Raw genomic sequence first — 13494 nt, 5'->3', positions numbered from 1 at the left:
CCCCGCGCGTCGCCACCCGCACCCTCGCCGTCCGCGTTCTGACGCGTCGACGTCGGTTCTTCGCGCGTCGATCGACGCGGATGCGCCAGAATCACGTTCCCGGTCTGGACGCGTCGTCAGCTTCCGTCGCTGCGGGGGATCGGGGCGGAGCGGCCCAGGTCGGTGACGAGGATCCGGGCGACCCTGCGGTGGTCGTCGACCTCACCCATCCCGTCCTGCGCGATGCGCTGGACGAGTTCCTCGAGGTCCCCGCCGGAGGCCAGGCGGTGGTCCTCGTCGCACAACACCACGGCGTCACCGATCCTCTCCGTGCGTCGGCGCACTTCGACCATCACGGTCGCGGGTGCTTCGCAGACGTGGCACGTCGCACCCGTCGCGTCTCGAGCATCTGCCTCGAGTTCGAACGGGACGGACTCGTAGGACGAGGCGTAGAAAGCGCCGTCGCCCGGGAACTCGGAGTCCTCGCGTGCCACACCGTCGTTCTACACCGCGCCCGGGTCGACGCGCAGCGGATATGACGGCGTATCGAAGGGATACCGACGATCGAGCCGGTGCGCGAACGTCGGTATCCCTTCGAGACGCACGACGCGCGAGGTCGCAAGGCTCGACCGGCAGGACTCCGAGGTGACGATCCGATGAGCAACGACGCGTTGATCGCGCTGATGACGACGGGGCGCGTTCGCGTCCTCGGACGACTCCGTGCGAGCCGGGCCGAGTCCCCGGCTGGCCCGCAAACGGGCCGGCCCGGGATGCTCGGGGTCAGGCGTAGCTGACGCCCGTGGCGTGCAGCGGGCAGTAGCCGAAGGGGTTCTTCGCCAGGTACTGCTGGTGCGGCTCCTCGGCGTAGTAGTACTCGCCCAGGGGAGAGATGGCCGTGGTGATGCGGCCGTAGCCGGCCTTGGTCATCTGCTCCTGGTAGCGGTCGCGCGACTCCTCGGCCTGGCGCTGCTGCTCGTCGGTCGTGGTGAGCAGGACCGACCGGTACTGAGTGCCCCGGTCGTTGCCCTGGCGCATGCCCTGCGTCGGGTCGTGGTTCTCCCAGAACACCTTGAGCAGGTCGGCGTACGTGACCTTCGACGGGTCGAAGACGATGCGCACGACCTCGGCGTGGCCGGTGCGTCCGGTGCACACCTCCTCGTACGTGGGGTTCGGGGTGATGCCGCCGGCGTAGCCCACCGACGTCGACCAGACGCCGGGCACCTCCCAGAAGGTCTTCTCCTCGCCCCAGAAGCAGCCGAGGCCGACCACGGTCGCCTCGAAGCCGTCGGGGACGACGTCTGCGTCCAGCGGGGTCTCGATGGGGGTGCCGAGCACGCGGTGCGTGGTGCCCACGGCGAAGGGGCGGTCGGCGCGGCCGGGCAGGGCGCTCTGCGCGTCGGGGAGCTCGGTCTTGCGGGTTCCGAAGATCATCGGGTCACACTCCTTGGGTCCACGCGTGTCAACGACCGTGCGCCGTTCGCTGTTCCCGCTAGTGTCGACCGGGTGAGGGGACCCCGCAGGTGAGCACGCGTCCAGAGATCCCGGTCGGCGTCGAGATCGCGACGGCCTGGGCCTGGCGACTCCTCGTCCTGGGCGCCGCCGGCTACGGGCTGTACTGGCTGCTCAGCTTCTTCTCCGAGGTCTCCGTCCCGATCGCCATCGCGCTGCTCGGCACCGCCCTGACGATCGGCGCCGTCGACTTCCTGGAGCGCAGGGGTCTGCCGCGTCTGCTGGCCACGGCCATCGTCGTGCTCACCATGCTCTCGTTGTTCTTCGGGCTCATCGCGCTCGTGGGCCAGCAGCTCTCCACCCAGTTCTACGACCTCAAGGCCCAGGTCATCGAGGGCATCTCCCAGATCCAGGACTGGGCGCAGAACGGTCCGCTGGGACTCAGCGACAGCCAGCTCACGCGCTACGTCGACCAGGTGCAGGACGCGATCCGCACGTTTGGCGAGACCGCCGCCGTCGACCAGCTGGCCGCGGTCGGCACCACGCTGACGCACTTCGTCACCGGCTTCTTCATCGCGCTGTTCGCGTCGTTCTTCTTCCTCTACGAGGGCAACCGGATCTGGGCGTTCTTCGTGGCGCTGTTCCCGCAGGCCGCGCGCGAGAAGGTGCACACGTCGGGTGAGACCGCCTGGCACAGCCTCACCAGCTTCGTCCGCGCCACCGTGCTCGTGGCGCTCACCGACGCGATCGGCATCGCCGTCGCCGCCTGGCTGCTGGGCGTGCCCCTCGCGCTAGCGATCGGCGTGCTGGTGTTCCTCGGCGCATTCGTCCCGATCATCGGCGCGCTGCTGTCGGGCCTCGTGGCGGTGCTCGTGGCCCTCGTGGCACAGGGTCCGATCGTGGCCCTGTTCATGCTCGCGGCCGTCGTGGCCGTGCAGCAGCTGGAGTCGCACGTGCTGCAGCCCTTCCTCATGGGCCGGTTCGTGGCCGTCCACCCGCTCGCGATCATCATCGCCATCGCCGCCGGCATCACGGTCTCGGGCATCGTGGGTGCTCTCGTGGCCGTGCCGCTCGTGGCCTGCCTCAACGGCATCGTGCGCCACCTCGCCGCCGAGGCCGGTGCGCCGCTGCAGGAGGACGGACTACCCGAGGACATACCTCCCGATGCCGACACGGACGCCACGCCCGAGCCGGCCTGAGACCGTCTGCGCGCTGCACCGGAGGTAGGTGCACCGCGCTTCGTCACGGGTCGGCGGTAGGTGAGCCGCGGATACGCGGGTCGGATCCGCGGGCGTCCTGCCGCTCGACGGCATTCCGCGCGCCACCTACCTCTCACGGCCACGACCGGCGGGCGCGGAGCGTGGGGGAGCCGGTCTAGGGTGAGCAGGGTGGTGGACCTGCGAGACGTCGAGGCGGCGCGTGAGCTGATCGCGCCCGTGGTCGAGCGCACTCCCATGGCGCACTCACGGTGGCTGAGCCAACGGGTCGGCACCGACGTGCACCTCAAGTGCGAGAACCTCCAGCGCACAGGGTCGTTCAAGATCAGGGGCGCATACGTGCGCATCGCGCGGCTGAGCGACGCCGAACGTGCCCGCGGCGTGGTGGCGGCCAGCGCCGGCAACCACGCCCAGGGCGTGGCCCTCGCCGCGCAGCTGCTCGGTGCGAAGGCGACCATCTTCATGCCCGACGGCGCCGCCCTGCCCAAGATCGCCGCCACCCGCGGCTACGGCGCCGACATCGAGTTCGCCGGCACCGGCGTCACCGAGGCGCTCGTGCACGCCCAGGAGTTCGCCGAGCGCACCGGCGCCGTGCTCATCCACCCCTTCGACCACGAGGACGTCCTCGCCGGACAGGGCACCGTCGGCCTCGAGATCATCGAGCAGCTGCCCGACGTGCGCACCGTGCTCGTGCCGCTCGGTGGCGGGGGGCTGGCCGCGGGCATCGCCCTGTTGCGCGAGCGCCGACCCGACGTCTCCGTGGTCGGAGTGCAGGCCGCCGACGCCGCCGCCTACCCGACGTCGCTCGCCGAGGGCCACCCCGTCACCGGCGTGATGGGCCCGACCATGGCCGACGGCATCGCCGTGGCGCAGCCGGGACTCATCCCCTTCGAGGTGATCGCCGAGCAGCTCGACGACGTGGTGACCGTCAGCGAGGACGCCATGAGCGCCGCCCTCATCGGGCTGCTCGAGCGCGCCAAGATGCTCGTCGAGCCGTCGGGCGCCGCCGGCGTCGCGGCCCTGCTCGACGATCCCGGACGGTTCCAGGGCCCCGTGGTCCCCGTGCTGTCCGGCGGCAACATCGACGCGCTGCTCCTGCTCGACGTCATCCGCCACGGCCTGTCCGCCGCGGGCCGCTTCATGCAGCTGCGGGTGCGGTTCTCGGACCGTCCGGGCGAGCTGATGCGGCTGCTCACCGACCTCGCCGACCTGCAGGTCAACGTGCTCGACGTGGCCCACGACCGCTCCGCGGAGTCGCTCGGGGTGCGCGAGGTCGAGGTCGCGGTCCAGGCGGCCACCCGCGGACCCGACCACGCCGAGGCGTCACGTCGGCGCCTGGGCGAGCTCGGTCACCTGCTCGTCTGACGGCGTGAGCCACGAAGAGGCCCCGGGACCGTCGGGTCCCGGGGCCTCGTCGTGCCTTGTGACGCGGACTTGAGGGGCCACGTCAGGACGGGTCGATCAGAAGGGCTTGGCCTCCACGATCGAGACCGTGAGCGTCTTGCCGTTGGGCGCCTCGTAGGAGGCGTCGTCGCCGACCTTCTTGCCCAGGATCGCCGCACCGAGCGGCGACGTGGGGGAGTAGACGTCGAGCTCGACGGCCGAGTCGAGGCTCAGCAGCTCGCGCGAGCCCAGCAGGAAGCGCTCCACGTCGTCGTCGCCGGCGAACGTGACGCCGACGACCATGCCGGCCTCGACGATGCCGTCGTCGGCAGGCTTCTCGCCGACCTCGGCGCGACGCAGCATGTCCTCGAGCTGCTGGATGCGGGCGTTGGCCTTGCCCTGCTCCTCGCGGGCGGCGTGGTAGCCACCGTTCTCCTTGAGGTCACCCTCGTCGCGGGCGGCGGCGATCTTCTCGGTGATGTCGGGCATGACGACGTCCTTGAGATTCGCCAGCTCCACCTTCAGACGGTCGTACGCCTCCTGGGTGACCCAGATGGTCTCGGTGCTGGACTGAGACATGTTCGAACCTCCTGGAAAACAAGCGGAACCCCAGGCATCGAGCCTGGGGTCGAACGTGCAGCCTAGCAGTCAGTCGGTGAGTTGGCACGTCCTCAGCACGGCGGTGACGGCCTCGCGCTCGGTGCTGATCGGCACCTCGACACGCGTCCGCTCGCGGGTGCCGGCGGGCACGTCGACGGTGCGCTCGCCCACCACGGAGTGGTCGAGGGCCTGGGCGTAGACCGTGCAGCGGACGGGGACCGGATCGGGGCGTCGGACCTCGATGGTCGCGACGGTCCGCGCGGGCGACTCCACCGCGTAGCCGTGGACCTCCGCCGTGACCGGCTCGGTGTCGAGCGCCACCCACGCGGCCCAGACGATGCCCAGGGCCACCCCGACGGCGGTGACCGTCGGCCACACCCAGCGTCGCGTGGTGCGGCGGCCGTAGCGCTCGTCGAGGGTGCTCACGCCACGATTCTCCCAGGTCGGTCCTGACGGTGTCGTCCTGCCTGGTGAACCCCGTCCGCCAGGGTGGGCACCCCGGTGGAACACTGGGGCGGTGACCGAGAAGCTGCGCCTCATGCACGTGCACGCGCACCCCGACGACGAGTCGAGCAAGGGTGCCGCCTCCACCGCCAAGTACGTCGCCGAAGGGGTCGACGTCCACGTCGTCACGTGCACCGGGGGTGAGCGCGGGAGCATCCTCAACCCGCAGTTCCAGCACCCGGGCATCGAGGACGACCCCGAGCTGATCACCGAGATCCGGCGCGAGGAGATGGACCGTGCCCGCGAGATCCTCGGCGTCACGCAGGACTGGCTCGGCTTCGTCGACTCCGGTTGGCCCGAGGGCGACCCCAAGCCGCCTCTGCCCGAGGGGTGCTTCGGCCTGGTCCCCGTCGAGGAGGGCGCGATCCCGCTCGTGCGCCTCATTCGCTCGTTCAAGCCGCAGGTCCTCACCACCTACGACGAGAACGGCGGCTACCCGCACCCCGACCACATCATGTGCCACCAGGTGAGCGTCCTCGCCTACGAGAAGGCGGCCGACCCCGACTGGCACCCCGAGCTGGGCGAGGCCTGGCAGGTCAGCAAGCTCTACTACCACCTGGGCTGGAACTTCCAGAAGCTCGAGGCGATCGCCGCGGCCGTCGAGCGGCACGGCCTGGAGAACCCCTACGCCGAGCGCATGGCGAAGTGGGAGCGCAAGCCCGAGGACGAGGCCCGCCTCACCACCCGGGTGGAGTGCGCCGAGTACTTCGACGTCCGCGACGCCGCGCTGCTGGCCCACGCCACCCAGATCGATCCCGACGGCTGGTTCTTCTCCATCCCCAACGAGGTCCAGGCCGAGGCGTGGCCCACCGAGGACTACCAGCTGGTCGACTCCAAGGTCGAGACGTCGCTGCCCGAGGACGACCTCTTCGCCGGCCTGCGCTGACGGGCCTGCGCTGACGGTGCTGCGCGGACCCGGCCGACCGGCGGCGCCCGGAACGCCAGGCGTAGGCTGGGGCCATGGGTGAGTTCCTGGCGATCCTGGTCACGGCCGAGAGGCCGCGTGGCCTCGACCCGAACATCGTGCGTCCCGGCTGGCTCGCGCTCGGCATCGTCGCCGCCCTCGCGGTGGCCGTGTTCTTCCTGGCCAAGTCCTTCGCGAGGCACACCAAGAAGGCCGCCCAGCCCTGGGAGGGCGACCAGGCGGACGACGCGCCCGGCGCCGAGCGTCCCGCGTCCGACCGCGTCAACCGCGACTGACCACGTCGCGCCGGTAGCGGCGGGTGAGCCCGGCGACGCACGCCAGGACGCCGACGACGCACAGCACGACGAGCACTATGAACGGCAGGTCGGGCTGGTCGGCGGTCACCGAGTTCTCGTCCTCGTGGGCCAGGCTCACCAGCACGCCACCGGCGAGCGCGGCGAGGTAGGCCGTCGTCGTCGTGAGCCGGGCGACCGACCGCATCGAGCGAGCGTCAGCGGCGGCCGGCCGCAGCCCGACGGTCGCCACCAGCGTCGAGAGGCCGGCCACCACCGCGGTGCCGACGAGGAACACGACGTGCCTCAGCGGCTCGATCGCGTCGGCGAAGCCGTACGCGACCAGGAACACGAAGAACAGGCCGCCGCTGCCGAGGAGCACCGCGATGGCGAGCGAGGCCAGGACGGCCGTCCAGAAGTGGCGGGGCGTCATAGCCTCATCCTGGCATCCGCCGCGGTCGTCGCGTGCCCTCGTCCCTTCGTCGCGGGTGGCAGGGTGGAGGCGTGTCCAACCGTCTTGCGTCCGCGACCAGCCCCTACCTGCTCCAGCACGCCGACAACCCCGTCGACTGGTGGGAGTGGGGCGACGAGGCGCTCGCGCTCGCGCAGTCGCTCGACCGGCCGATCCTGCTGAGCGTCGGGTACGCCGCGTGCCACTGGTGCCACGTGATGGCGCACGAGTCGTTCGAGGACCCGGCCACTGCGCAGTTCATGAACGACCACTTCGTCAACGTGAAGGTCGATCGTGAGGAGCGGCCCGACGTCGACGCCGTCTACATGCGCGCCACGCAGGCGATGACCGGCCAGGGCGGATGGCCGATGACCGTGGTGCTCGCGCCGACGGGTGAGCCGTTCTTCGCCGGCACGTACTTCCCGCCCGAGCCGCGGCAGGGGCAGCCGGCGTTCACGCAGATCCTGCAGGCGCTCGCCGACGCCTGGCAGAACCGCCGCGACGAGGTGACGAAGGTCGGAGCCGACGTCCTCGAGCACCTGCGCGACGTGGTGGATGCGGGCGGATCCGCGCTCGACGCCGAGGCGCTGGACGCGGCGCAGACGGTGTTGTCGGGCCAGCACGACGACGAGGCCGGCGGCTACGCCGGGAGCCCCAAGTTCCCGCCGTCGATGGTCCTCGAGGCGTGCCTGCGGCACTGGGCGCGCACGGGCACCGAGCGCTCGCTCGAGATGGTCCGCACCACCTGCGACGCGATGGCGCGTGGCGGGATGTACGACCAGCTGTCCGGAGGCTTCGCCCGCTACGGGGTCGACCGCTACTGGCAGGTGCCGCACTTCGAGAAGATGCTCTACGACAACGCCCAGCTGCTGCGGGTCTACCTGCACTGGTGGCGGGCCGAGCTGGCGACGGGTGACGTCGAGCGGCAGGCCTTCGCCCGACGCGTCGCCACCGAGACGGCGGAGTTCCTCCTGGCCGAGCTGGGCACGCCGGAGGGCGGATTCGCGTCGGCCCTGGACGCCGACAGCGCCGACCCGCGCGGCGAGGTCCTCGAGGGCGCCTTCTACGCCTGGAACCCCAACCAGCTGATGCGGCTGCTCGGCGTCTCCGACGGGGCGTGGGCGGCGAAGCTGCTGGGCGTCACCGGTCCGGGCACGTTCGAGCGTGGGTTCTCGACGCTGCAGCTGCGCGAGGACCCCGACGACCCGGAGCGGTGGGCGCGGGTGCGCGAGACGCTGCTGTCGGCTCGTTCCGAGCGCACCCGACCTGCCCGTGACGACAAGGTCGTGGCGGCCTGGAACGCCCTGGCGGTCATCGCCCTCGCCGAGGCGGGGGTGCTGCTGGAGGAGCAGCGCTTCACCGACGCCGCCGTGCGCGCCGCCACGCTGCTCGCCGAGGTGCACCTGCGCGACGGTGGCCGCGTGCTCCGGGCGTCGCGCGACGGGGTGGCAGGGGTCCACGACGGCGTGCTGGAGGACCACGCGACGGTGGCCGAGGCGTTCGTCGCGGTGCTCGGCGTGACCGGCGACGCGGTGTGGCTCGAGCGCGCCCAGACCGTGCTCGAGCGCGTGCTCGACCACTTCGCGGCACCCGACGGCGACGACTTCTTCGACACCGCCGACGACGCGTCCGACCTGGTGGTCCGCCCGCAGGACGCGTCGGACAACGCGTACCCGTCGGGCACGTCGGCCGCAGCGCACGCGTTCGTCGTGGCCGCGGCCGTGACGGGCGACCCCCGCTACCGCGAGGCTGCCGAGCGTGCGGTGCGCTCGGCCGCGCAGCTGGGGGAGAAGCTGCCGCGCTTCGCCGGGTGGACGCTGGCCGCCGCCGAGGCCCTCGTGTCCGGGCCCGACGAGATCGCCGTGGTCGGACCCGACGCGGACTCACGCCAGGGGATGCACCGTGCCGCCCTGCTGCGCACGTCGCCGGCCGTCGTCGTCGCGTCCGCGTCGGCCGATCCTGCCGTGCCGCTGCTCGCCGACCGCGTGGCCGTCGGCGGTCGCGCCACCGCCTACGTCTGCCGCGACCACGTCTGCGCGTTGCCGGTCACCGACCACGCCCTGCTTTGAACCCCCATCGGTGGATCCTCAACCGCAGCAGCGTCGCTGAGGTTGACGATCCACCGATGGTGGGCCAGATGTTGAGGATCCACCGATGGGGGGAGGGGTGGGTCAGGCGGGGCCGACGGAGGTGACGGTGAGGACGGCCTCGCCGGCGGCGTCGCTGGCGTCGAGGTCGACGGTGGCGGAGATGCCCCAGTCACGGTGGCCCTCGGGGTCCTCGAACGTCTGGCGGACGTGCCACGTCCGGTCCGCTGCGCCGTCCGCCGCCCGGGGCCCGGCACCCCCGCCGGGCTGGATGTCGATGAACGCCGGGCCGCGGGCCGACGGGCCGGTGCCGAGGTGGTCGTACTCCTCGCGGTAGGCCGCCATGGCCTCGCGCCAGGCGTCGGCGTCCCAGCCGTCCTCGCCGTCCAGCTCGCCCAGTGCCTCCCACCGGCCCAGCGCCGCCAGCTCCACCCGACGGAACATGGCGTTGCGCACCAGCACCCGGAACGCGCGCTCGTTGGTGGTGACCGGACGGATCGTCTCCTCGCCGTCGGCCACGGCCTGCGCCCGGTCCAGGCTCGCCGGGTCGGCCGGGTTCACCAGCGACTCCCACTCGTCGAGCAGGCTCGAGTCGGTCTGGCGCACCAGCTCGCCCAGCCAGGCCGTCAGGTCGGTCAGCTCCTCCGTGCGCGCCGACGCCGGCACCGTGCGCTCCAGCGCCTTGTACGCGTCGGACAGGTACCGCAGCACCATGCCCTCCGAGCGCGCGAGCCCGTAGTCCGAGACCAGCTCGGAGAAGGTCATGGCCCGCTCGGCCATCTCGCGCACCACCGACTTCGGTCGGAGCTCGTGGTCGCGCACCCACGGGTGCCCCTGGGTGTACGTCTCGTAGGCCGCCTCCAGCAGGTCGCGCAGCGGCTTCGGGTGCTCGACCTCGTCGAGCAGCTCCATCCGCTCGTCGTACTCGATGCCGTCGGCCTTCATCTGTGCCACGGCCTCGCCGCGGGCCCGGAACACCTGGGCGGAGATGATCGGCCGCGGGTCCTCCAGCGTCGCCTCGACGACCGACACGACGTCGAGGTGGTACTCCGGGGACTCCACGTCGAGCAGGTCGAGCGTGGCCACCGCGAACGGCGACAGTGGCTGGTTGAGCGCGAAGTCGCGTTGCAGGTCGATCGTCAGCCGCAGGGTCCGCCCGTCGGCGTCGGGAGGGTCGATCCGCTCCACCACCTCGCCGGCCACCAGGGCCTCGACGATGTCGCGGACCCGGGCCTGCAGCCGCTCGACCTCGTCGGGGCGGACCACGCTCTCCTCGATCAACCGGTCGAGCGCGGCGATCGCGTCGCCGGGGCGCTGCGCGACGTCGAGGACCATAGCGTGGGTGACCTGCATGCGCGGCACGAGCGGCTCCGGCGTGCCGTTGACGAGCTTGTCGAACACGGCCTCGTTCCACGACACGTGACCCTCGGGCGCCTTCTTGCGCTGCACCTTGCGGAGCTTCTTGGGGTCGTCGCCGGCCTTGGCGATCGCCTTCGCGTTCTCGATGTCGTGCTCCGGTGCCAGGACCACCACGTGCCCGACGGTGTCGTAGCCGGCCCGACCCGCGCGCCCCGCGATCTGTGCGAACTCACGCACCTGGAGCTGGCGCTGGCGACGTCCGTCGTACTTGGTGAGCCCGCTGAACAGCACGGTCCGGATGGGCACGTTGATGCCGACGCCGAGCGTGTCGGTGCCGCACACGACCTTGAGCAGACCCTGCTGCGCCAGCCGCTCCACCAGACGGCGGTAGCGCGGCAGCATGCCGGCGTGGTGCACCCCGATGCCCATGCGGACCAGGCGCGACAAGGTCTTGCCGAACGCCGACGTGAACCGGAAGCCGCCGATGGCCTCCGCGATCGCGTCGCGCTCGGCCCGTGAGGCGAGCGCGACGCTGCTGAGCGCCTGCGCCCGCTCCAGCGCCGACGCCTGCGTGAAGTGCACGATGTAGACGGGGGACTGGCCGGTCTCCACCAGCTCGGTCACGACCTCCTGCACCGGCGACGTGACGTACTCCGTGACCAGCGGCACCGGTCGCTCGGTCGACGCCACGAGCGCCGTCTCGCGACCCGTGCGCCGGACCAGGTCGTCGCGCAGCGTCGTGGTGTCGCCCAACGTGGCCGACATCAGCAGGACCTGCGCCCGGGGGAGCTCCACGAGCGGCACCTGCCACGCCCAGCCGCGGTCGGGGTCGGCGTAGAAGTGGAACTCGTCCATCACGACGAGGCCGACGTCGGCGGCGCTGCCCTCGCGCAGGGCGAGGTTGGCCAGCACCTCGGCCGTGGCCACGACCACCGGGGCGTCGGGGTTGACCGACGCGTCGCCGGTGAGCATGCCCACGTTCTCGGCGCCGAAGACGTCGCACAGGTCGAAGAACTTCTCGCTCACCAGCGCCTTGATGGGTGCGGTGTACACGGCGCACTCGTCGCGGGCCAGGGCGCCGGCGATGGCGGCGGTGGCCACGAGGCTCTTGCCCGACCCGGTGGGCGTCGCGAGCACCACGTTGGCCCCCGAGAGCAGCTCGAGCACCGCCTCCTCCTGCGCCGGGTACAGCGTGATGCCGCGTCCCTCGACCCAGGTGCCGAACGCGTCGAAGACGTCGTCGGGCGAGGCTCCGTCGGGAACCGACAGCCCCGGGCTCACCGCTGCTGGTAGGCGAGCAGGCTGACGCCGATGTAGTGGACGATGAACGCCGCGATCGTCAGCGTGTGGAACACCTCGTGGAAGCCGTACCAGCGGGGGAACGGGTCGGGCCACTTGAAGCCGTAGACGAGGGCGCCGATCGTGTAGAGCCCGCCACCGATGACCATGAGCGCCAGCACCGCGGTGGAGGCGTTCTCCTCGAACTCGCCCCAGTACAGGACCGCCGCCCAGCCGAGCAGGATGTACAGCGGCACGTAGATCCACCGCGGGGCACCTACCCAGAACACGCGGAACGCCACGCCGGCCAGCGCGCCGCCCCACACGAGCGACAGCATGATCGTCGCTTCCTTGGTGTCGAGCAGCAGCAGGCTGAACGGCGTGTAGGACCCGGCGATGAGCAGGAAGATGTTGGCGTGGTCGAGGCGCTTCCACACGACGCGAGCCTCGTCGGACCACGTGCGCGTGTGGTACAGCGCGCTGGTGCCGAACAGCAGCAGCGCCGAGACCATGAACACGGCCACGCCGGCGCGCACGACGACGTCGTCGGCGATGACCAGCATGACGAGGAACGAGAAGAAGCTGAGGGGTGCCGTGGCAGCGTGCAGCCAGCCGCGGAGCTTCGGCTTCAGCTCGTCGAGGTTGTCGCGGATGCGGTCGGTGACCTCGTCGGTCGACGAGTGGTGATCGGTCCGGGACATGGGGGACAGAGTAGCCGTCCCGACCTGACCGGCCGGGTGTGGTGGGATGAGGATCATGGGGCTCAGTCACGTCGCCTACGGCGTCTACGAGCGCCGACTGCTCAAGCACCTGGATCCGTCCCGGATGCCGCGGCACGTCGGCGCCATCGTCGACGGGAACCGGCGCTGGGCCAAGGATGCCCGGATGGACCTCGAGCAGGGGTATCGCGCGGGTGCGGCCAAGGTCGACGAGTTCCTCGACTGGTGCCACGAGCTCGGCGTCGGGACCGTCACCTTCTGGGTGCTCTCCACCGACAACCTGCAGCGCCCCGAGGCCGAGCTGACCAGCATCCTCGACGCCGTCGAGGCGCTCGTGGGGCGTCTGGCCGACGACGGCCGCTGGCACGTGCGGCTCATCGGCAACCTGCAGCTGCTGCCCGACGACTCGTCGGCGCGGCTGGAGCGCGCGGCCGCCGCGTCGCCCGACACCGACGGCATCATGCAGGTCAACGTGTGCGTGGGGTACGGCGGTCGCCAGGAGCTGACCGACGCCATGCGCGCCCTGCTGCTGGCCGAGGCGGCCAAGGGTCGCTCCCTCGAGGAGGTCGCCTCGACGCTCGAGGTCGACCACATCGCCGACCACCTGTACACGAAGGGCCAGCCCGACCCCGACCTCGTCATCCGCACCTCGGGGGAGCAGCGACTCTCGGGATTCCTGCTGTGGCAGAGCGTGCACAGCGAGTTCTACTTCTCCGACGTGCTGTGGCCCGCGTTCCGCCGCGTCGACCTGCTGCGTGCCATGCGCTCCTACGCCGCGCGTGAGCGGCGCTTCGGCGCCTGAGGCGTCGCCGAGCCTTTCCTGCGACTGCTTCTCCCCGGCCGGGCGTTCGCTCGCCGCTGCGTCGCTGTGGCTCGTCGTCGACCTGCTCTCCGAAAGGGCCTCGACCGGAGCGGGGGGTCTCGACCCGGGTGGGTCTGCGGGGCGCGGCCACGATTCTCCCTCTGCGCGTGAATCCTCCACGATTCTTCCTTCTCGTGGACCGTGCCTCGCGAAGGAAGCATCGTGGCGACGACTCTGGCCTCGTAGGGGCAGAGATTCTCCTTCGCCGTGGAACGGTCCGCGCCAAGGGAGAATCCCTGCCCACTCACCGCGCGACGTGCCTCGGCGGACGCACGATTCTGCCTTCGCGAGCTGAAGCCCGAACGATGCTGCGTTCACGACGGGATCCGATCACGAACGCAGCATCCTTCACCCCCTCACGCACGAACGCAGAATCTTGCGTCCCCCGAGCCACGCTCCGAGAGCCCAC

The 13494-nt window shown here is 71.3% G+C and carries 13 protein-coding genes; 6 read left to right on the top strand and 7 right to left on the bottom strand.

What is annotated here, in order from left to right; all coding sequences use genetic code 11:
- Positions 1-116 precede the first annotated feature (116 nt).
- The gene (locus NUV38_RS06225) at positions 117-323 is read right to left on the bottom strand and encodes a hypothetical protein (RefSeq protein ID WP_257728286.1); all 207 of its coding nucleotides are present in this window, start codon (positions 321-323) and stop codon (positions 117-119) included.
- Positions 324-759: 436 nt separating this feature from the next.
- Positions 760-1410: a peptide-methionine (S)-S-oxide reductase MsrA gene (gene msrA / locus NUV38_RS06220; RefSeq protein ID WP_257728285.1), complete on the bottom strand. Its 651-nt coding sequence runs from the start codon at positions 1408-1410 to the stop codon at positions 760-762.
- A gap of 89 nt (positions 1411-1499) precedes the next feature.
- Here msrA and NUV38_RS06215 point away from each other — a divergent pair, with 89 nt between their 5' ends.
- Positions 1500-2627, top strand: coding sequence for an AI-2E family transporter (locus NUV38_RS06215; protein ID WP_257728284.1), 1128 nt, complete (start codon positions 1500-1502; stop codon positions 2625-2627).
- 189 nt (positions 2628-2816) lie between these two features.
- Positions 2817-4010 carry a threonine ammonia-lyase gene (gene ilvA, locus NUV38_RS06210; RefSeq protein WP_055966294.1) on the top strand — a complete coding sequence of 398 codons (1194 nt, stop codon included), beginning with the start codon at positions 2817-2819 and terminating at the stop codon, positions 4008-4010.
- 96 nt (positions 4011-4106) lie between these two features.
- On the opposite strand, the gene greA is transcribed toward ilvA, so the two are convergent.
- Both greA and NUV38_RS06200 read right to left on the bottom strand, forming a co-directional pair.
- On the bottom strand, positions 4107-4607 hold the full coding sequence (greA, locus tag NUV38_RS06205) for a transcription elongation factor GreA (RefSeq protein ID WP_257728283.1): 501 nt from the start codon (positions 4605-4607) through the stop codon (positions 4107-4109).
- A 69-nt stretch (positions 4608-4676) separates the two neighbouring features.
- Entirely contained in the window at positions 4677-5054 is a 378-nt protein-coding gene (locus tag NUV38_RS06200; RefSeq protein WP_257728282.1) for a DUF4307 domain-containing protein, read from the bottom strand.
- A 91-nt stretch (positions 5055-5145) separates the two neighbouring features.
- Between NUV38_RS06200 and mca the strand changes: the two genes are divergently transcribed.
- A complete protein-coding gene (mca, locus tag NUV38_RS06195; RefSeq protein ID WP_257728281.1) occupies positions 5146-6018 on the top strand; it encodes a mycothiol conjugate amidase Mca in 873 nt (290 codons plus the stop codon).
- Positions 6019-6092: 74 nt separating this feature from the next.
- Positions 6093-6332 carry a hypothetical protein gene (locus NUV38_RS06190; RefSeq protein ID WP_257728280.1) on the top strand — a complete coding sequence of 80 codons (240 nt, stop codon included), beginning with the start codon at positions 6093-6095 and terminating at the stop codon, positions 6330-6332.
- On the opposite strand, the gene NUV38_RS06185 is transcribed toward NUV38_RS06190, so the two are convergent.
- Positions 6319-6762, bottom strand: coding sequence for a hypothetical protein (locus NUV38_RS06185; RefSeq protein ID WP_257728279.1), 444 nt, complete (start codon positions 6760-6762; stop codon positions 6319-6321). The two genes, NUV38_RS06190 and NUV38_RS06185, sit on opposite strands and share 14 nt — an antisense overlap.
- A gap of 71 nt (positions 6763-6833) precedes the next feature.
- On the opposite strand from NUV38_RS06185, the gene NUV38_RS06180 reads away from it, so the two are divergent.
- On the top strand, positions 6834-8849 hold the full coding sequence (locus NUV38_RS06180; RefSeq protein WP_257728278.1) for a thioredoxin domain-containing protein: 2016 nt from the start codon (positions 6834-6836) through the stop codon (positions 8847-8849).
- A 102-nt stretch (positions 8850-8951) separates the two neighbouring features.
- On the opposite strand, the gene NUV38_RS06175 is transcribed toward NUV38_RS06180, so the two are convergent.
- Both NUV38_RS06175 and NUV38_RS06170 read right to left on the bottom strand, forming a co-directional pair.
- Positions 8952-11507, bottom strand: coding sequence for an RNA helicase (locus tag NUV38_RS06175; protein WP_257728277.1), 2556 nt, complete (start codon positions 11505-11507; stop codon positions 8952-8954).
- Positions 11504-12205: a hemolysin III family protein gene (locus NUV38_RS06170; RefSeq protein ID WP_257728276.1), complete on the bottom strand. Its 702-nt coding sequence runs from the start codon at positions 12203-12205 to the stop codon at positions 11504-11506. Before NUV38_RS06170 ends, NUV38_RS06175 begins: the two co-directional genes overlap by 4 nt.
- 55 nt (positions 12206-12260) lie before the next feature.
- On the opposite strand from NUV38_RS06170, the gene NUV38_RS06165 reads away from it, so the two are divergent.
- On the top strand, positions 12261-13025 hold the full coding sequence (locus NUV38_RS06165) for an isoprenyl transferase (RefSeq protein ID WP_257728275.1): 765 nt from the start codon (positions 12261-12263) through the stop codon (positions 13023-13025).
- Positions 13026-13494: the final 469 nt, after the last annotated feature.

Origin of the sequence: Aeromicrobium sp. 50.2.37 (assembly GCF_024655735.1) — a bacterium.
Classification (GTDB): Bacteria; Actinomycetota; Actinomycetes; order Propionibacteriales; family Nocardioidaceae; genus Aeromicrobium.
Note: the sequence above shows the minus strand (reverse complement) of the source record. Positions and strands in the feature narration are given on the sequence as shown.